This is a genomic window from Enterobacter cloacae complex sp. SHL001 (assembly GCF_049236825.1).
Classification (GTDB): Bacteria; Pseudomonadota; Gammaproteobacteria; order Enterobacterales; family Enterobacteriaceae; genus Enterobacter; species Enterobacter hormaechei_C.
In genome coordinates this window covers 132,933-151,557 of sequence record NZ_JBMKIP010000004.1, presented here as the reverse complement: position 1 = coordinate 151,557, position 18,625 = coordinate 132,933, and the positions used below count along the sequence as shown (strand labels likewise).

General features: G+C 54.0%; 17 protein-coding genes. 12 read left to right on the top strand and 5 right to left on the bottom strand.

The window, feature by feature from the left end:
- Positions 1 to 125 precede the first annotated feature (125 nt).
- Positions 126 to 278: a Hok/Gef family protein gene (locus ACOTYH_RS12865; RefSeq protein WP_032647235.1), complete on the top strand. Its 153-nt coding sequence runs from the start codon at positions 126 to 128 to the stop codon at positions 276 to 278.
- Positions 279 to 369: 91 nt separating this feature from the next.
- On the opposite strand, the gene leuD is transcribed toward ACOTYH_RS12865, so the two are convergent.
- From leuD to leuL, 5 genes are all read right to left on the bottom strand, one after another.
- Positions 370 to 975 carry a 3-isopropylmalate dehydratase small subunit gene (gene leuD / locus ACOTYH_RS12860; RefSeq protein WP_058688978.1) on the bottom strand — a complete coding sequence of 202 codons (606 nt, stop codon included), beginning with the start codon at positions 973 to 975 and terminating at the stop codon, positions 370 to 372.
- A 10-nt stretch (positions 976 to 985) separates the two neighbouring features.
- A complete protein-coding gene (gene leuC / locus ACOTYH_RS12855) occupies positions 986 to 2,386 on the bottom strand; it encodes a 3-isopropylmalate dehydratase large subunit (RefSeq protein ID WP_017383791.1) in 1,401 nt (466 codons plus the stop codon).
- 2 nt (positions 2,387 to 2,388) lie between these two features.
- Positions 2,389 to 3,480: a 3-isopropylmalate dehydrogenase gene (leuB, locus tag ACOTYH_RS12850; RefSeq protein WP_017694521.1), complete on the bottom strand. Its 1,092-nt coding sequence runs from the start codon at positions 3,478 to 3,480 to the stop codon at positions 2,389 to 2,391.
- Positions 3,480 to 5,051 carry a 2-isopropylmalate synthase gene (gene leuA / locus ACOTYH_RS12845; protein ID WP_017383789.1) on the bottom strand — a complete coding sequence of 524 codons (1,572 nt, stop codon included), beginning with the start codon at positions 5,049 to 5,051 and terminating at the stop codon, positions 3,480 to 3,482. Before leuA ends, leuB begins: the two co-directional genes overlap by 1 nt.
- Positions 5,052 to 5,142: 91 nt before the next feature.
- Positions 5,143 to 5,229 (bottom strand): leu operon leader peptide, encoded by an 87-nt coding sequence (gene leuL / locus ACOTYH_RS12840; RefSeq protein ID WP_057979999.1) that lies wholly within the window; start codon positions 5,227 to 5,229, stop codon positions 5,143 to 5,145.
- A 628-nt stretch (positions 5,230 to 5,857) separates the two neighbouring features.
- Here leuL and leuO point away from each other — a divergent pair.
- From leuO to mraY, 11 genes are all read left to right on the top strand, one after another.
- Complete coding sequence (gene leuO / locus ACOTYH_RS12835) at positions 5,858 to 6,802, top strand: transcriptional regulator LeuO (protein WP_017383788.1); 945 nt, start codon at positions 5,858 to 5,860, stop codon at positions 6,800 to 6,802.
- A 376-nt stretch (positions 6,803 to 7,178) separates the two neighbouring features.
- Positions 7,179 to 8,903 (top strand): acetolactate synthase 3 large subunit, encoded by a 1,725-nt coding sequence (ilvI, locus tag ACOTYH_RS12830; protein ID WP_015572665.1) that lies wholly within the window; start codon positions 7,179 to 7,181, stop codon positions 8,901 to 8,903.
- A gap of 1 nt (position 8,904) precedes the next feature.
- A complete protein-coding gene (gene ilvN, locus ACOTYH_RS12825; RefSeq protein WP_003856371.1) occupies positions 8,905 to 9,396 on the top strand; it encodes an acetolactate synthase small subunit in 492 nt (163 codons plus the stop codon).
- Between the two features lie 179 nt (positions 9,397 to 9,575).
- Positions 9,576 to 10,580, top strand: coding sequence for a catabolite repressor/activator (cra, locus tag ACOTYH_RS12820; protein WP_003856369.1), 1,005 nt, complete (start codon positions 9,576 to 9,578; stop codon positions 10,578 to 10,580).
- A gap of 591 nt (positions 10,581 to 11,171) precedes the next feature.
- The gene (mraZ, locus tag ACOTYH_RS12815) at positions 11,172 to 11,630 is read left to right on the top strand and encodes a division/cell wall cluster transcriptional repressor MraZ (protein ID WP_006810119.1); all 459 of its coding nucleotides are present in this window, start codon (positions 11,172 to 11,174) and stop codon (positions 11,628 to 11,630) included.
- 2 nt (positions 11,631 to 11,632) lie between these two features.
- Positions 11,633 to 12,574, top strand: a complete 942-nt coding sequence (rsmH, locus tag ACOTYH_RS12810; protein WP_003856366.1) for a 16S rRNA (cytosine(1402)-N(4))-methyltransferase RsmH — start codon at positions 11,633 to 11,635, stop codon at positions 12,572 to 12,574.
- A complete protein-coding gene (gene ftsL / locus ACOTYH_RS12805; RefSeq protein WP_003856363.1) occupies positions 12,571 to 12,936 on the top strand; it encodes a cell division protein FtsL in 366 nt (121 codons plus the stop codon). Before rsmH ends, ftsL begins: the two co-directional genes overlap by 4 nt.
- A 15-nt stretch (positions 12,937 to 12,951) precedes the next feature.
- A complete protein-coding gene (gene ftsI, locus ACOTYH_RS12800; protein WP_003856361.1) occupies positions 12,952 to 14,718 on the top strand; it encodes a peptidoglycan glycosyltransferase FtsI in 1,767 nt (588 codons plus the stop codon).
- The gene (gene murE, locus ACOTYH_RS12795; RefSeq protein ID WP_017383786.1) at positions 14,705 to 16,192 is read left to right on the top strand and encodes a UDP-N-acetylmuramoyl-L-alanyl-D-glutamate--2,6-diaminopimelate ligase; all 1,488 of its coding nucleotides are present in this window, start codon (positions 14,705 to 14,707) and stop codon (positions 16,190 to 16,192) included. Before ftsI ends, murE begins: the two co-directional genes overlap by 14 nt.
- Positions 16,189 to 17,547, top strand: a complete 1,359-nt coding sequence (gene murF, locus ACOTYH_RS12790) for a UDP-N-acetylmuramoyl-tripeptide--D-alanyl-D-alanine ligase (protein ID WP_023303078.1) — start codon at positions 16,189 to 16,191, stop codon at positions 17,545 to 17,547. Before murE ends, murF begins: the two co-directional genes overlap by 4 nt.
- Positions 17,541 to 18,623, top strand: a complete 1,083-nt coding sequence (mraY, locus tag ACOTYH_RS12785) for a phospho-N-acetylmuramoyl-pentapeptide-transferase (RefSeq protein ID WP_003856353.1) — start codon at positions 17,541 to 17,543, stop codon at positions 18,621 to 18,623. Before murF ends, mraY begins: the two co-directional genes overlap by 7 nt.
- The last annotated feature ends 2 nt before the right edge of the window (positions 18,624 to 18,625 follow it).

Sequence of the window (18,625 nt, the reverse complement as noted above, 5' to 3'; positions counted from 1 at the left end):
CTCAGGCTTTCGCAAGAGGCAAACAGTGGAGAGTCCCACATCAAAAAACTGATGGGGAGACCAACTTCACAACCAACATTGCGAGGTTAGTCTCTTCATTGCCGAAAAGCAATAAGGAGGCTGGAATGCCAAAACGTACTCTGCTATTAGGTTTGTTTCTGATCTGTACGACGCTGTTGCTCTTCACCTGGATGGTGCGCGACTCGCTGTGTGAGCTGCACTTCAGACAGGAGAAAACAGAGCTGGCGGCAGTGTTGGCTTACGAAGCAAAACGTTAGCAGTATTGGCGGGGAGTTTTCCCCGCCACTCCAGAGTGGTTGAGCCTCAACGCACCCTTATCAATGGCCCGCGCCCTGCGGGCCATTGCCTTTAACCCATAAACGCAGGCTGTTTTTTCTCGTAAGCGGAGATAGCCTCTTCGTGTTGCAGCGTCAGGCCAATGCTATCCAGACCGTTCAGCATGCAGTGGCGGCGGAACGCATCAATGCTGAAGCTGTAGATCTTATCCCCGGCTTTCACCACTTCCGCTTCCAGATCCACCTCAAACGAAATCCCCGGATTCGCCTGCACCAGCGCAAACAGTTCATCGACCTTTTCGTCACTCAGCGTCACCGGCAGCAGCTGGTTGTTGAAGCTGTTGCCGTAGAAGATATCCGCGAAGCTCGGGGCGATAACCACCTTAAAGCCGTAGTCGGTTAATGCCCAGGGCGCATGTTCACGCGACGATCCGCAGCCAAAGTTTTCCCGCGCCAGCAAAATGGAGGCGCCTTTGTATTCCGGAAAGTTCAGGACGAATTCCGGGTTCGGCACTTCGCCTTTATCGTCGAGGAAACGCCAGTCGTTGAACAGATGCGCACCAAAACCCGTGCGCGTCACTTTCTGTAAAAACTGCTTAGGAATGATCGCGTCGGTATCGACGTTAGCGGCGTCCAGAGGGACAACCCGGCCCGTATGTTGGGTAAATTTCTCTGCCATGATTGTCTCCTTATTTCAGGCTGCGAATATCGGCGAAATGACCGGTGACTGCCGCAGCGGCGGCCATTGCCGGGCTGACCAGGTGGGTGCGCCCACCGCGGCCCTGACGGCCTTCAAAGTTACGGTTGCTGGTGGAGGCACAGCGCTCGCCCGGATTCAGGCGGTCGTTGTTCATGGCCAGACACATGGAGCAACCCGGCAGGCGCCACTCGAAGCCTGCTTCAATAAAGATCTTATCCAGACCCTCCGCTTCCGCCTGGGCTTTCACCGGCCCGGAGCCCGGCACAACCAGCGCCTGCACGCCCGGCGCCACTTTGCGGCCTTTAGCAATTTCTGCCGCTGCGCGTAAATCTTCAATACGGGAGTTGGTACAGGAGCCGATGAATACTTTATCAATGCTCACGTCGGTCAGCGGTACGCCGGGTTTCAGCCCCATGTAAGCCAGCGCTTTTTCCGCACTGGCACGTTCGACCGGATCGGCAAAGGAGGCCGGGTCAGGAATGCTGTCGTTGACGGAAATCACCTGGCCCGGGTTGGTGCCCCAGGTGACCTGCGGGGCGATCTCTTCCGCCTGTAACGTCACAACGGTATCAAAAATTGCCCCCTCGTCCGTTTTCAGGGTTTTCCAGTACGCTACCGCGTCGTCAAAATCCTGTCCTTTCGGGGCATGCAGACGCCCCTTCACATAATTGAAGGTGGTTTCGTCTGGGGCCACCAGGCCTGCTTTGGCGCCCATCTCAATGGCCATGTTGCACAGGGTCATACGACCTTCCATGCTCAGCGCCTGGATAGCGTCGCCGCAGAATTCCACGACGTGACCGGTGCCGCCTGCGCTGCCGGTTTTGCCGATAATCGCCAGCACGATATCTTTCGCGGTGATACCCGGCGCAGCTTTACCCTTCACTTCAATCTTCATGGTTTTGGCGCGGCCCTGCTTCAGGGTCTGCGTCGCCAGAACGTGTTCAACTTCAGAGGTCCCAATCCCGAACGCCAGGGCGCCAAATGCGCCGTGCGTCGCGGTGTGGGAGTCACCGCAGACGATGGTCATGCCCGGCAGAGTAATCCCCTGCTCAGGCCCCATTACGTGGACGATGCCCTGATAGGGGTGGTTCAGATCGTACAGCTCCACGCCAAACTCGTTACAGTTCTTAATCAGCTCCTGCATCTGGATACGCGCCATCTCGCCAGATGCATTGATGTCTTTGGTCTGGGTGGAAACGTTGTGATCCATCGTGGCAAAGGTTTTACCCGGCTGACGCACCGGGCGCTTATGCGCGCGCAGGCCGTCAAATGCCTGAGGAGAGGTCACTTCGTGTACCAGATGACGGTCGATGTACAACAGTGGGGTTTCGTTTGGTGCTTCGTAAACAACGTGCGCATCAAACAACTTCTCATATAACGTCTTAGCCATGATTACACCCCTTCAGCGACATAGCGGGCAATGATGTCGCCCATTTCATCGGTACTGACTGCCGCCGTGCCGCGTGCTAAATCACCGGTACGGACGCCTTCTTCTAACGCCCGGTTAATGGCGTTTTCAATTGCGGTTGCTGCATCGCCTGCATCCAGGCTGTAGCGCAGCAGCAGAGCCAGGGAGAGGATCTGCGCAATCGGGTTGGCGATGTTTTTACCTGCGATATCCGGCGCGGAGCCGCCCGCCGGTTCGTACAGGCCAAAGCCTTCTTCGTTCAGGCTGGCCGAGGGCAGCATACCCATGGAGCCGGTGATCATGGCGCACTCATCCGAGAGAATATCGCCGAACAGGTTGGAGCACAGCAGCACGTCAAACTGGGACGGATCTTTGATCAGCTGCATCGTTGCGTTGTCGATATACATATGTGACAGCTCAACGTCCGGGTACTGCCTGGCAACTTCACTGACGATTTCGCGCCACAAAATAGACGACTGGAGCACGTTCGCTTTATCAATAGAGGTCACTTTACGGCGGCGTTTGCGCGCTGACTCAAACGCGATATGAGCGATACGTTCAATTTCAAAACGGTGATAGACCTCGGTATCAAACGCTTTCTCATGCTGACCGCTGCCTTCGCGGCCTTTTGGCTGACCGAAGTAGATCCCGCCGGTCAGCTCACGCACGCACAGGATGTCGAAACCGTTGGCGGCGATATCGGCGCGCAGCGGGCAAAACTCTTCCAGCCCCGGGTACAGCTTCGCCGGACGCAGGTTGCTGAACAGTTTGAAGTGTTTACGCAGCGGCAGCAGCGCGCCGCGCTCTGGCTGCTCTGCTGGAGGCAAATGTTCCCACTTAGGGCCACCCACGGAGCCAAACAGAACGGCATCGGCATTCTCGCAGCCTTCTACAGTCCCTTTCGGCAGGGGAGTACCGTGGTTATCAATGGCAATACCGCCCACGTCGTAGTGGCTGGTGGTAATTTTCATCGCAAAACGCGAACGTACGGCTTCCAGTACTTTCAGCGCCTGTGTCATCACTTCCGGGCCAATACCGTCACCCGGCAACACAGCAATATGGTAATTCTTCGACATCACACGGTTTCCTTGTTGTTCTCTTTATTCTGAGCTTTGCGTTGCAACTCTTTTTCGACTTCGGCGGCGCGCCAGATGTTGTTCAGGACATGCACCATCGCTTTCGCGGAGGATTCGACGATATCTGTCGCCAGACCCACACCGTGGAAGCGGCGACCGTTATAGTTGACGACGATATCAACCTGGCCCAGGGCATCTTTACCGTGCCCTTTTGCCGTCAGGTCGTATTTCACCAGCTCTACGTCGTACTCAGTGACGCGGTTAATCGCCTGGTAAATGGCATCCACAGGGCCGTTACCGTTGGCGGCTTCCGCTTTAATTTCATCGCCGCAGGCCAGCTTGACGGAGGCGGTAGCGATATCACTTGAGCCTGACTGAACGGTGAAGTAGTCCAGACGGAAGTGTTCTGGCTCTTCCTGCTGTTTGTTGATGAATGCCAGCGCTTCCAGGTCGTAATCGAAGACCTGGCCTTTCTTGTCAGCCAGTTTCAGGAATGCGTCGTACAGCTGATCCATGTTGTAATCGCTGTCCTGATATCCCATCTCTTCCATACGGTGTTTCACCGCCGCGCGGCCAGAGCGCGAGGTCAGGTTCAGCTGAACCTGGTTCAGACCGATGGATTCCGGAGTCATGATTTCGTAGTTTTCACGGTTCTTCAGCACGCCATCCTGGTGAATACCGGAGGAGTGAGCGAACGCGCCAGTCCCAACAATCGCCTTGTTCGCCGGGATCGGCATATTGCAAATCTGGCTCACGGTCTGGCTGGTGCGCCAGATTTCGTTGTGATTAATGCGAGTGTGTACGTTCATAATGTCTTTGCGCACCTTGATCGCCATGATCACTTCTTCCAGCGAGCAGTTGCCGGCGCGTTCACCAATGCCGTTCATTGCCCCTTCTACCTGACGCGCGCCGGCGTGGACGGCGGCGATGGCATTGCCTACAGCCAGGCCCAAATCATCGTGGGTGTGAACAGAGATGATGGCTTTATCAATATTAGGTACGCGGTCGTACAGGCCGGTGATGATGTTAGAGAACTCAAACGGCATGGTGTAGCCGACGGTATCCGGGATGTTGATGGTTCTGGCTCCGGCATTAATCGCGGCTTCCACTACACGGGCCAAATCGTCAATCGGCGTGCGGCCTGCATCTTCACAGGAGAATTCGACGTCATCAGTATAGTTACGCGCGCGTTTAACCATATACACCGCACGTTCGATCACTTCATCCAGCGTGCTGCGCAGCTTGGTTGCAATGTGCATGGGGGAGGTGGCAATGAATGTATGGATACGGAAGGCTTCTGCAACTTTCAGGGATTCCGCGGCCACATCAATATCTTTCTCAACGCAGCGAGCCAGACCGCACACGCGGCTGTTTTTGATGGTGCGGGCGATGGTCTGTACTGACTCGAAATCACCCGGCGAGGAGACGGGAAAGCCGACTTCCATTACGTCTACACCCATGCGTTCGAGGGCCAGCGCAATTTGCAGTTTTTCTTTAACACTCAGGCTCGCCTGTAATGCCTGTTCACCGTCACGTAAAGTAGTATCGAAAATAACGACTTGCTGGCTCATGGGTTAGGTCCTTGTCAGTCTTAGGGCGCCTTGCTACGAGCATAAAAAAACCCGCGCAGTGGCGCGGGTTTTTTGTTTTACTGAAGACGATTCAACGCTGAATTTCGCCCGCCAGTCTACCGCGCACAGTGGATGCGTTTAGTAGTAGTAGACCGGTGAAACGAAGGGTGCGAATCATGAATCGTGCTCCAGATAAATGCGATATGCTTTTAGTGGTACTGGATACGCCGACTCATGTCAACCCCTCTCAGGCAAAACGGCCACTCAGCGCAGGATAAACACATTAGCTAATTGTGCTGGTTTTTACGCTGTTAACCGATTTAATTGTCTATTATTGGACTTGAGATTCATCTCTGGAATAATTTGAATATAATTGGTAGCAATTGAACACAGTATTTTTACCGATGTGCTGTGAAATGGAATGTGTTTTATTTCATTGAGTTATAAGTTCTATGAATGAATCATGGGCGGGAAAGTTATCAATATTGATATCATTTTGTTAATGAAATCGTGGTGTATGCTCTTCATAGTTTAATAATACTTAAGTTATTATTAACTAAGGCGGTGATTGTGTATTTGCCAGCTTTATGGTTTCATGCCTGCATTAAAGTTTTAGATATCATTTGAACGATTTTTAGCTCTTCATTCAGGGAATGCTTAATGCCATCTCTTGAATGAGGGTTCTTTATATATTCTGAATTTTAAATAATTTCCTTTCGCTTGTTGTATATGCATGGTAAATCATATTTTTCGAAGTTATTACTGTACTTTGGCAAAGGCAATTTAGCGTGACAGTGGAGTCAGAAATGCCAGAAAATAATATTAACCAACCACAGCCTTATGATGGGGTTAAGCCTCAGTTACGCACAGTGGATCTCAACCTGTTAACTGTATTTGATGCAGTTATGCAGGAGCAGAATATTACGCGAGCAGCGCAATCTCTGGGAATGTCTCAACCTGCCGTGAGTAATGCCGTAGCCAGACTTAAGGTGATGTTTAACGACGAGTTATTCGTCCGGTATGGAAGAGGTATCCAGCCCACGGCGCGTGCATTCCAGCTATTCGGTTCGATTCGTCAGGCGCTACAGCTGGTTCAAAATGAGCTTCCCGGCTCAGGGTTTGAACCTTTAAGCAGTGAGCGGGTTTTCCATCTCTGTGTTTGCAGTCCGTTAGACAATTATTTGACGTCTGTTATATATAATAAAGTTGAACAGATTGCTCCTAATATTCATCTCGTTTTTAAATCATCTTTAAATCAAAACACTGAGCACCAGCTTCGTTATCAGGAAACGGAGTTCGTTCTGGGCTACGAAGAGTTTCGCCGTCCAGAGTTTGCCTGTGTTCCGTTGTTTAAAGATGAAATGGTGTTAGTCGCCAGCAAAAAACATCCACGCATGAATTCGCCGCTGCGTGAAAGCGATGTTTACAGCGAGCAGCATGCCGTTGTTGCTCTGGACAGATATGCTTCGTTCAGTCAGCCGTGGTATGACACTGCCGATAAACAAGCCAGCGTGGCCTATCAGGGGATGGCGATGGTCAGCGTTTTAAATGTCGTTTCTCAGACGCAGCTAGTCGCTATTGCACCGCGCTGGCTTGCTGAAGAGTTCTCCGATTCGCTGAGCCTGCAAATTTTACCTCTGCCGCTCAAGCTGAATAGCCGTACCTGTTATCTTTCCTGGCATGAAGCGGCGGGGCGGGATAAAGGGCACCAGTGGATGGAAGAGTTGCTGATCAATATTTGTCGTCGATAAGTCAGGGTGAATAAACCGCATGGTGCCATGTGGTTTATTCTGTGATTTTTTATGCAGGCAATATTTTGTTCTGTGCGAATTTTTTCAGACGCTCAGGGCGGCTTAAAAATAGATGATTTCCTGATCCATCCTCTTTTTAAGAGATGAATTATTAGCGTCTCCCCTCATACCAGACGAATCCACCATATTCGTGTCTGACAGCTATTTTTTCTGCTTTTATTGCCCATTCCCGCATTCCGTTTGCTAATTGCCTGCCTCATAACGAGCGGTTAAGGTATCCCTCACTCTGCACATTATAAGATGGGTTTATCCTGTCAGAAGACGGCGCGGAAATGAATTCTGTTGACCGTCTATAACAAAAGCCTGGAGGCAAAGCATGGAGATGTTGTCTGGCGCGGAAATGGTCGTCCGATCGCTTATCGATCAGGGCGTGAAACAAGTGTTCGGCTATCCCGGAGGCGCGGTTCTCGATATTTATGACGCGCTGCACACGGTAGGCGGTATTGATCATGTTCTGGTTCGTCATGAACAGGCTGCTGTGCATATGGCTGACGGCCTGGCCCGCGCCACGGGCGAAGTGGGTGTAGTGCTGGTCACTTCGGGGCCGGGAGCGACCAATGCCATCACCGGCATTGCGACTGCGTATATGGACTCTATTCCACTGGTCATTCTCTCCGGACAGGTGGCGACGTCACTGATTGGCTATGATGCGTTTCAGGAATGCGACATGGTGGGGATCTCACGCCCCGTGGTGAAGCACAGCTTTCTGGTTAAGCAAACGGAAGATATCCCGGGCGTGCTGAAAAAAGCCTTCTGGCTGGCCGCCAGCGGTCGTCCTGGGCCAGTGGTTGTCGATCTGCCAAAAGATATTCTCAATCCCGCGAATAAACTGCCTTACCTGTGGCCTGAGTCGGTGAGCATGCGTTCGTATAATCCGACGACGCAAGGGCACAAAGGCCAGATTAAGCGTGCGCTGCAAACGCTGCTGGCTGCGAAAAAGCCCGTAGTCTATGTGGGGGGCGGCGCCGTCAATGCAGCCTGTGAAACGCAACTACGCGAACTGATTGAGAAGCTGAACCTTCCTGTCGCGTCATCGCTGATGGGGCTGGGGGCATTCCCGGCTACCCACCGTCAGGCGCTGGGCATGCTGGGTATGCATGGCACCTATGAAGCCAATATGACGATGCACCATTCTGATGTGATTTTTGCCGTCGGCGTACGTTTTGACGATCGCACCACCAATAACCTGGCGAAATACTGTCCGAATGCGACGGTGCTACACATTGATATCGATCCTACTTCTATCTCTAAAACGGTGCCGGCGGATGTGCCCATCGTGGGGGACGCACGACAGGTGCTGGATCAAATGTTGGAACTGCTGGCGCAGGAGACCGCCTCTCAACCGCTGGATGAGATCCGTGACTGGTGGCAACAAATCGAACAATGGCGCGGCCGTCAGTGCCTTAAATACGACACGCAGAGTGAAAACATCAAGCCGCAGGCGGTGATCGAGACGATCTGGCATCTGACCAAAGGCGAGGCGTATGTCACTTCTGACGTAGGCCAGCATCAGATGTTCGCTGCGTTGTATTACCCGTTTGATAAACCGCGTCGCTGGATCAACTCAGGCGGGCTTGGCACGATGGGCTTTGGTCTGCCCGCCGCGCTGGGGGTGAAGCTGGCGTTGCCGAACGAAACGGTTATCTGCGTAACGGGTGATGGCAGTATACAGATGAATATTCAGGAGCTTTCTACTGCGCTGCAATATGAGTTGCCAGTGCTGGTGCTTAACCTGAATAACGGTTACCTCGGTATGGTGAAGCAGTGGCAGGATATGATTTATTCCGGCCGTCACTCTCAGTCTTATATGAAGTCACTTCCGGACTTTGTCCGTCTGGCTGAAGCCTATGGTCATATTGGCATGCGGGTAACCGATCCGTCAGAGCTGGAAGCGAAGCTCGGCGAAGCGCTTGAGCACGTTAAAAACAATCGCCTCGTCTTCATGGACGTCATCGTAGACGGCACAGAGCACGTTTATCCGATGCATATCCGTGGCGGTGGTATGGATGAAATGTGGTTAAGCAAAACGGAGAGAACCTGATATGCGCCGGATATTATCTGTATTACTGGAAAATGAGTCGGGCGCACTGTCACGCGTCATTGGGCTTTTTGCGCAGCGCGGATACAACATTGAAAGCCTGACCGTTGCGCCGACCGATGATCCAACGCTCTCCCGCATGACGATCCAGACTGTCGGCGATGCGAAAGTGCTTGAGCAGATCGAAAAGCAATTGCACAAGCTGGTGGACGTGTTGCGCGTCAGCGAGCTGGGGCAGGGGGCTTACGTCGAACGTGAAGTGATGCTGGTGAAAATTCAGGCCAGCGGTTATGGCCGTGAAGAGGTCAAGCGTAACACGGATATTTTCCGTGGGCAGATCATTGACGTCACGCCTTCTATATATACTGTGCAGCTTGCCGGAACGAGCGATAAGCTGGATGCGTTCCTGGCCTCCGTCAGGGATGTGGCAAAAATTGTTGAAGTTGCGCGCTCTGGCGTTGTTGGCCTCTCGCGCGGCGATAAAATCATGCGTTAGTTGCGCAAAAGGTTCGCCTCTTTCAGCCCGGTAGCCAAAGCCGGGCTTTTTTTTGCGTAATCCGCCGACAACGCGGACAAAAGCGGTTGCCGTGAAAGCTATTCTGCGTTTAGATGTTAAAATATTTAACCATAACCTTGACAGGGCCATGGACTTTTTTCTTTTTTTGAGGGGCAATTGTGAAACTGGATGAAATCGCCCGGCTCGCCGGCGTGTCGAGAACCACGGCCAGCTATGTGATTAACGGTAAAGCAAAGCAGTATCGTGTCAGCGATAAGACCGTTGAGAAAGTGATGGCAGTCGTTCGTGAGCATAATTACCATCCGAATGCTGTCGCCGCAGGTTTACGTGCCGGACGCACCCGCTCGATTGGCCTGGTGATCCCGGATCTGGAAAACACCAGCTATACCCGCATCGCCAACTATCTTGAACGTCAGGCTCGTCAGCGGGGCTATCAGCTGTTGATTGCCTGCTCCGAGGATCAGCCCGACAACGAGATGCGCTGCATTGAGCATCTGCTGCAACGTCAGGTTGACGCCATCATCGTGTCGACCTCTTTACCACCCGAGCATCCTTTCTATCAGCGCTGGGCGAACGATCCATTCCCGATTGTGGCGCTGGATCGTGCTTTGGATCGTGAACATTTCACCAGCGTCGTAGGTGCCGATCAGGACGATGCAGAAATGCTGGCTGCCGAGCTGCGTACCTTCCCGGCGGAAACGGTGCTCTATCTTGGCGCTTTGCCTGAACTATCCGTGAGCTTCCTGCGTGAACAAGGGTTCCGTACGGCGTGGAAAGACGATCCGCGTGACGTTCATTATCTGTATGCCAACAGCTATGAGCGCGAAGCGGCTGCTCAGCTGTTCGAGAAATGGCTGGAAACGCACCCGATGCCGCAGGCGTTGTTTACCACCTCGTTTGCCCTGTTGCAGGGGGTGATGGACGTGACGTTACGTCGCGATGGCAAGCTGCCATCCGATCTGGCGATTGCGACCTTCGGCGATAACGAACTGCTCGACTTCCTGCAATGTCCGGTGCTGGCCGTGGCTCAGCGTCACCGCGACGTCGCCGAGCGCGTGCTTGAGATTGTTCTGGCAAGCCTGGATGAACCTCGCAAACCGAAACCCGGGCTTACGCGTATCAAACGTAATCTCTATCGGCGCGGGATTTTGAGCCGCCATTAATATTTCCACAGGGGCGGTAAAACTGCCCCTTTTGCGGCGCATTTATTGCGGGAAATAATTCCCGGATAAAAATTAGGATTTATCTCTAAGATTCGTAGCCAGCTATTTTTCTGAATCCGTTTTGGCGTTAAAAAGCGCAATTATAATTTTTAACGGGCATTCTTTTGTATTGTTTTGTTACAAACAGCCGCCAGCCGATGAATATTCAGCCATTTTTTACTGTCCCCTTCAGCCCTCAATGTACACGAACGAATCCATATTGCCTTGCGCTTAATCTGGTGCTGTTATCCCCCGGCGATATGCCTTAAAATGCTGCCCGCGTCGCAAACTGACACTTTATATTTCCCTGCGATGATATTGAGTGAGTCTTAACGCTCGTGTGCATATTCGGTTTTTTTCTTACAAATATTCATAACGTTAATTTTGCCTCGCCAGTTGTGTAGTTATTAGCCAGGTCACTCTTGCTCTGTAAATACGGTGCTTTCGCGCCAGTATAGAGAGAGTCCTGGCTTGACAAGCTTTTCCCTCGCTCCGTAAACTCCTTCAGGTGGGAATTTGTGGGTTAAAGTGGTGAGGAGGGGTGAGGCTGGCATGTTCCGTGGAGCAACGTTAGTCAATCTCGACAGCAAAGGGCGTTTATCGGTACCAACCCGATACCGCGACCAGCTGATTGAGAACGCTTCGGGTCAACTGGTTTGCACCATTGACATCAACTCCCCCTGCCTGCTGCTTTACCCTTTGCCTGAATGGGAAATCATTGAGCAAAAGCTGTCGCGACTGTCGAGCATGAACCCGCAAGAACGCCGCGTGCAGCGGTTGTTATTGGGACATGCCAGTGAATGTCAGATGGATAGCGCCGGGCGATTATTGATTGCGCCTGTGTTGCGGCAACATGCCGGTCTGACTAAAGAAGTGATGCTGGTCGGGCAGTTCAACAAGTTTGAACTGTGGGACGAAACGACCTGGTATCAACAGGTCAAGGAAGATATCGACGCTGAGCAGTCTGATTCCGCAACATTATCGGAACGGCTGCGGGACTTGTCTCTATAAATATGATGGAAAATTATAAACATACAACGGTGCTGCTGGATGAGGCCGTTAACGGCCTGAATATTCGTCCAGACGGCATCTATATTGATGGCACTTTTGGTCGCGGTGGTCACTCGCGTTTGATCCTCTCCCAGCTTGGAGCGGAAGGACGCCTGCTGGCAATTGACCGCGATCCGCAGGCGATTGCCGTTGCGCAAACCATCGATGATCCTCGCTTTTCCATCGTGCATGGACCTTTCTCTGCGCTTGCGGATTATGTCGCTGAGCGCGGCCTGACCGGCAAGATCGACGGGATTCTCCTCGATCTTGGCGTCTCTTCACCACAGCTTGATGATGCAGAACGCGGCTTCTCCTTTATGCGTGATGGGCCGCTGGATATGCGTATGGACCCCACTCGCGGCCAGTCTGCCGCTGAATGGTTACAAACTGCTGACGAAGCGGATATTGCCTGGGTAATCAAAACCTTCGGTGAAGAACGCTTTGGCAAACGTATTGCGCGCGCCATCGTGGAGCGCAACCGCGTTGAGCCAATGACCCGTACCAAAGAGCTGGCAGAAGTCATCGCGGCGGCAACGCCGGTGAAGGACAAGCACAAACATCCTGCGACCCGTACCTTCCAGGCGGTTCGTATCTGGGTAAACAGTGAACTGGAGGAAATAGAGCTGGCGCTAAAAAGCTCGCTCGACGTGCTGGCCCCGGGTGGGCGGTTATCCATCATCAGCTTCCATTCGCTGGAAGATCGCATCGTAAAACGCTTTATGCGTGAACAGAGCCGCGGTCCGCAGGTTCCAGCTGGGTTGCCGATGACGGAAGAACAACTCAGAAAGCTGGGAGGCCGTCAGTTGCGAGCATTAGGCAAGTTGATGCCGGGCGAAGAAGAGGTGGCAGAGAATCCACGTGCCCGTAGTTCAGTGCTGCGTATTGCAGAGAGGACGAACGCATGATCAGCAGAGTGACAGAGACCCTAAGCAAAGTTAAGGGATCGTTAGGAAGCAACGAGCGCCATGCCTTGCCTGGCGTGATCGGCGACGATCTTTTGCGGTTTGGGAAGCTGCCACTCTGCTTGTTCATTTGCATCATTGTGACGGCAGTCATGGTGGTCACCACCGCTCACCATACCCGTTTATTAACTGCGCAGCGCGAACAGATGGTACTGGAACGCGATGCGCTGGATATTGAATGGCGAAATCTGATCCTTGAAGAAAACGCGCTCGGCGATCACAGCCGGGTTGAACGGATCGCAACGGAAAAACTGCAATTACAGCATGTTGATCCTTCGCAGGAAAATATCGTAGTACAAAAATAAGGGAAAACGCGACGCATGAAAGCAGCGGCAAAAACGCTAAAACCAAAACGCCAGGAAGAACAGGCCAACTTTGTCAGTTGGCGTTTTGCGTTGCTTTGCGGCTGCATTTTACTGGCGCTGGGTTTCCTGCTGGGACGCGTGGCGTGGCTACAAATCATCGCGCCTGACATGCTGGTACGTCAGGGTGATATGCGTTCTCTGCGCGTGCAGGAAGTTTCTACCTCTCGTGGGATGATCACCGATCGTTCCGGCCGTCCGCTGGCGGTGAGCGTGCCGGTGAAGGCGATCTGGGCCGATCCGAAAGAGTTACACGATGCAGGCGGGATCACCCTTGATAACCGCTGGAAGGCGCTGTCAGACGCGTTGAAAATGCCGCTGGATCAGCTGGCGTCGCGCGTTAACGCCAACCCGAAAGGGCGCTTTATCTATCTTGCCCGTCAGGTGAACCCTGACATGGCTGACTACATTAAGAAACTGAAGCTGCCGGGCATTCATCTGCGGGAAGAATCCCGCCGTTACTATCCTTCGGGCGAAGTCACCGCGCACCTGATTGGCTTTACCAACGTGGATAGCCAGGGGATTGAGGGCGTTGAAAAAAGCTTCGACAAGTGGCTTACCGGCCAGCCTGGCGAGCGAATCGTGCGTAAAGACCGCTATGGTCGCGTCATTGAAGACATTTCCTCGACAGACAGCCAGGCCGCGCACAACCTGGCCCTGAGTATTGATGAACGCTTGCAGGCGCTGGTCTATCGTGAGCTGAATAACGCCGTCGCGTTTAACAAGGCGGAATCGGGCAGCGCCGTGCTGGTGGATGTGGCGACAGGTGAAGTGCTGGCGATGGCCAGTAGCCCCTCATACAACCCGAATAATTTTGCCGGTACAGCAAAAGATGCAATGCGTAACCGCTCCATCACCGATGTGTTTGAACCCGGCTCAACCGTAAAACCTATGGTGGTGATGACGGCTCTACAGCGAGGCATCGTCAACGAAAATACCGTTCTGAATACGATTCCTTATCGAATTAACGGTCACGAAATCAAAGACGTGGCACGTTACAGCGAACTGACCCTGACCGGGGTCTTACAGAAGTCGAGTAACGTCGGTGTGTCAAAACTGGCGTTAGCGATGCCGTCCTCAGCGTTAGTAGATACTTACTCACGTTTTGGGCTGGGAAAGGCGACCAATTTGGGGTTGGTCGGAGAACGCAGTGGCTTATATCCTCAAAAACAACGGTGGTCTGACATAGAGAGGGCCACCTTCTCTTTCGGCTACGGGCTAATGGTAACTCCCTTACAGTTAGCGCGAGTCTACGCAACGATTGGCAGCTATGGCATTTATCGTCCGCTGTCGATCACCAAAGTTGATCCACCGGTTCCGGGGGAACGTGTTTTCCCGGAATCTATCGTTCGTACCGTCGTGCATATGATGGAAAGCGTCGCGTTACCTGGCGGTGGCGGCGTGAAGGCCGCAATTAAGGGCTATCGTATCGCCATTAAAACCGGTACAGCGAAAAAAGTGGGGCCGGACGGCCGCTATATCAACAAATACATTGCCTATACCGCAGGCGTAGCGCCTGCAAGCAATCCGCGTTTTGCGCTGGTGGTCGTCATCAACGATCCGCAGGCGGGTAAATACTACGGCGGCGCCGTCTCCGCGCCTGTGTTCGGGGCTATTATGGGCGGCGTGTTGCGCACCATGAACATTGAACCGGATGCGCTGGCGACGGGCGAAAAAAGTGAATTTGTAATTAATCAAGGCGAGGGAACAGGTGGCAGATCGTAATTTGCGCGACCTTCTTGCTCCGTGGGTGCCTATGCTACCTGCGCGAGCACTGCGAGAGATGGTACTGGACAGCCGCGTAGCGGCTTCTGGCGATCTTTTTGTGGCAGTAGTGGGTCATCAGGCGGACGGGCGTCGTTATATCCCGCAGGCGATTGCGCAAGGTGTTGCTGCCATTATTGCTGAGGCCAAAGATGAGGCAACAGACGGTGAGATCCGTGAAATGCACGGCGTGCCGGTCATCTATCTCAGCCAGCTGAATGAGCGTCTCTCCGCGCTGGCAGGACGTTTTTACAACGAACCTTCCGACCAGTTAAAGCTGGTTGGCGTGACAGGAACCAACGGAAAAACCACCACCACTCAGCTGATGGCGCAGTGGGCGCAGCTGCTGGGCGAAACCGGTGCCGTCATGGGCACGGTGGGGAACGGTCTTCTGGGCAAAGTAAGCCCGACGGAAAACACTACAGGCTCGGCGGTTGACGTGCAGCGTGTGCTGGCGGGCCTCGCTGAGCAGGGGGCGACCTTCGCTGCGATGGAAGTCTCTTCCCATGGTCTGGTACAACATCGCGTGGCGGCCCTGAAATTTGCTGCCTCTGTCTTTACTAACCTGAGCCGCGATCACCTTGATTATCATGGTGATATGGAGCACTACGAAGCGGCGAAATGGCTGCTTTATTCCACTCACCACCACGGGCAGGCGATCATTAACGCCGACGACGAAGTCGGTCGCCGCTGGCTGGAAAAACTGCCGGATGCGGTGGCGGTGTCGATGGAAGATCGCATTAATCCGAACTGCCGCGGCCGCTGGCTGAAGGCGGTCGAGGTGAACTACCACGATAGTGGGGCGACGATCCGCTTCGCTTCCACCTGGGGCGAAGGTGAAATTGAAAGCCGCCTGATGGGGGCCTTTAACGTCAGTAACCTGCTGCTGGCGCTGGCGACGCTGCTGGCGCTGGGCTACCCGATGGCGGATCTGCTGAAAACGTCTGAGCGTTTGCAACCGGTCTGTGGCCGCATGGAAGTGTTCAGCGCGCCGGGCAAGCCGACGGTGGTCGTGGATTACGCACACACGCCGGATGCGCTGGAAAAAGCGCTGGAAGCGGCGCGTCTGCACTGCGCAGGCAAGCTCTGGTGCGTGTTTGGCTGCGGTGGCGATCGCGACAAGGGCAAACGTCCGCTGATGGGCGCCATAGCTGAGCAGTTCGCAGATATTCCCGTGGTAACCGATGACAACCCGCGTACCGAAGAGCCGCGGGCCATTATCAATGACATTCTGGCGGGCATGCTGGACGCGGGTCGTGCGCGCGTGGTCGAGGGCCGTGCGGAGGCCGTGACTAACGCTATTATGCAGGCGCAGGAGAACGATGTGGTTCTGCTGGCCGGTAAAGGTCATGAAGATTATCAGATCGTCGGCAATCGTCGTCTGGATTACTCCGACCGCGTGACGGCAGCGCGTCTGCTGGGAGTGGTGGCATGATTAGCATTACGTTAAGCCAGGCCGCTGCGGTATTGCAGGGGATGCTGCATGGTCAGGATCTAACCATTGAGGCTGTGACCACCGACACCCGTAAGGTGACGGCGGGCTGCCTGTTTGTGGCGCTGAAGGGCGAGCGTTTTGACGCCCACGATTTTGCGCAACAGGCTAAAGATAACGGCGCGGGCGCGCTGCTGGTCAGCCGTAAGCTCGATATCGATTTGCCGCAGATTGTGGTGAAAGATACGCGCCTGGCGTTTGGCGAGCTGGCGGCATGGGTTCGCCAGCAGGTGCCAACACGCGTCGTGGCGCTGACGGGCTCGTCGGGCAAAACCTCCGTTAAAGAGATGACGGCGGCGATCCTTAGCCAGTGCGGTAACACGCTTTATACGGCGGGCAACCTTAATAATGACATCGGTGTACCGATGACGCTGCTGCGCCTGACCCACGAGCATGAATATGCGGTGATTGAGTTAGGGGCTAACCATCAGGGCGAAATCGCCTGGACCGTGAGCCTGACGCGTCCGGAAGCGGCGCTGGTGAATAACCTGGCGGCGGCACATCTTGAAGGTTTTGGTTCGCTGGCCGGTGTGGCGAAAGCGAAAGGTGAAATTTATACCGGCCTGCCGGATGACGGCATCGCCATTATGAACGCCGATAACAACGACTGGCTGAACTGGCAGAGCATCATTGGTTCACGCAAAACCTGGCGCTTCTCACCGAATGCGGCAAACAGTGATTTTTCGGCGACCAACATTCATGTGACGTCACACGGCACCGAGTTCACCCTCACGACCCCAACGGGCGACATCGAGGTGCTGCTGCCCCTGCCCGGTCGTCATAACATCGCCAATGCGCTTGCTGCGGCAGCGCTCTCAATGGCGGTAGGTGCCTCACACGCGGCGATCAAAGCAGGTCTGGCAAATTTAAAAGCCGTGCCGGGGCGTCTTTTCCCGATCCAGCTGGCTGAAAACAAACTTCTGCTGGATGACTCCTACAACGCTAACGTCGGCTCCATGACGGCGGCCGTGCAGGTCTTGTCTGAGATGCCGGGCTATCGCGTGATGGTTGTGGGCGATATGGCCGAGCTGGGTGATGAAAGCGAAGCCTGCCATGTTCAGGTGGGTGAAGCGGCGAAAGCCGCCGGGCTTGACCGCGTATTGAGCGCAGGCACGCTGAGCAAGGCCATTTCCGATGCCAGTGAAGTTGGCGAACATTTTGCCGATAAATCTGCACTGATCGAACGCCTGAAGGCATTGATTACAGAAAAACAGATTGTGACTGTTTTAGTTAAAGGTTCACGTAGTGCCGCCATGGAAGAGGTTGTGCACGCATTACAGGAGAACGGGACATGTTAGTTTGGCTGGCCGAACATTTGGTCAAATATTACTCAGGCTTTAACGTCTTTTCCTATCTGACGTTTCGCGCCATCGTCAGCCTGCTGACTGCGCTGTTCATCTCGCTGTGGATGGGCCCGCGCATGATTGCCCGTCTGCAAAAACTCTCTTTCGGCCAGGTTGTACGCAACGATGGTCCGGAATCGCACTTCAGCAAGCGCGGTACGCCGACCATGGGCGGGATCATGATCCTGACCGCGATTGTGGTGTCCGTTCTGCTGTGGGCCTATCCGTCTAACCCCTACGTCTGGTGCGTGCTGACCGTGCTGGTTGGCTACGGGATCATCGGTTTTGTTGACGACTATCGTAAAGTCGTGCGCAAAGACACTAAAGGTTTGATCGCCCGCTGGAAGTATTTCTGGATGTCGGTGATTGCGCTGGGCGTGGCCTTCGCGCTTTACCTGGCAGGAAAAGATACCCCGGCCACCGAGCTGGTGGTGCCGTTCTTCAAAGACGTGATGCCGCAGCTGGGGCTGTTCTACATTTTGCTGGCTTACTTTGTGATCGTCGGCACCGGCAACGCCGTCAACCTGACCGATGGTCTGGATGGCCTGGCGATTATGCCAACCGTATTTGTCGCGGGCGGTTTCGCGCTGGTGGCGTGGGCGACCGGTAACATGAACTTTGCAAACTACCTGCACATCCCGTACCTGCGACATGCGGGTGAGCTGGTGATCGTCTGTACGGCGATTGTCGGGGCGGGGCTGGGCTTCCTGTGGTTTAACACCTATCCGGCGCAGGTCTTTATGGGCGACGTCGGTTCACTGGCGCTGGGCGGTGCGCTGGGCATTATCGCCGTGCTGCTGCGTCAGGAGTTCCTGCTGGTGATCATGGGCGGTGTGTTTGTGGTTGAGACGCTGTCGGTGATTTTGCAGGTCGGTTCCTTCAAGCTGCGCGGTCAGCGCATCTTCCGTATGGCACCGATTCACCACCACTATGAACTGAAAGGCTGGCCGGAGCCGCGCGTCATTGTGCGCTTCTGGATTATTTCGCTGATGCTGGTGCTGATTGGCCTGGCAACGCTGAAGGTACGTTAATC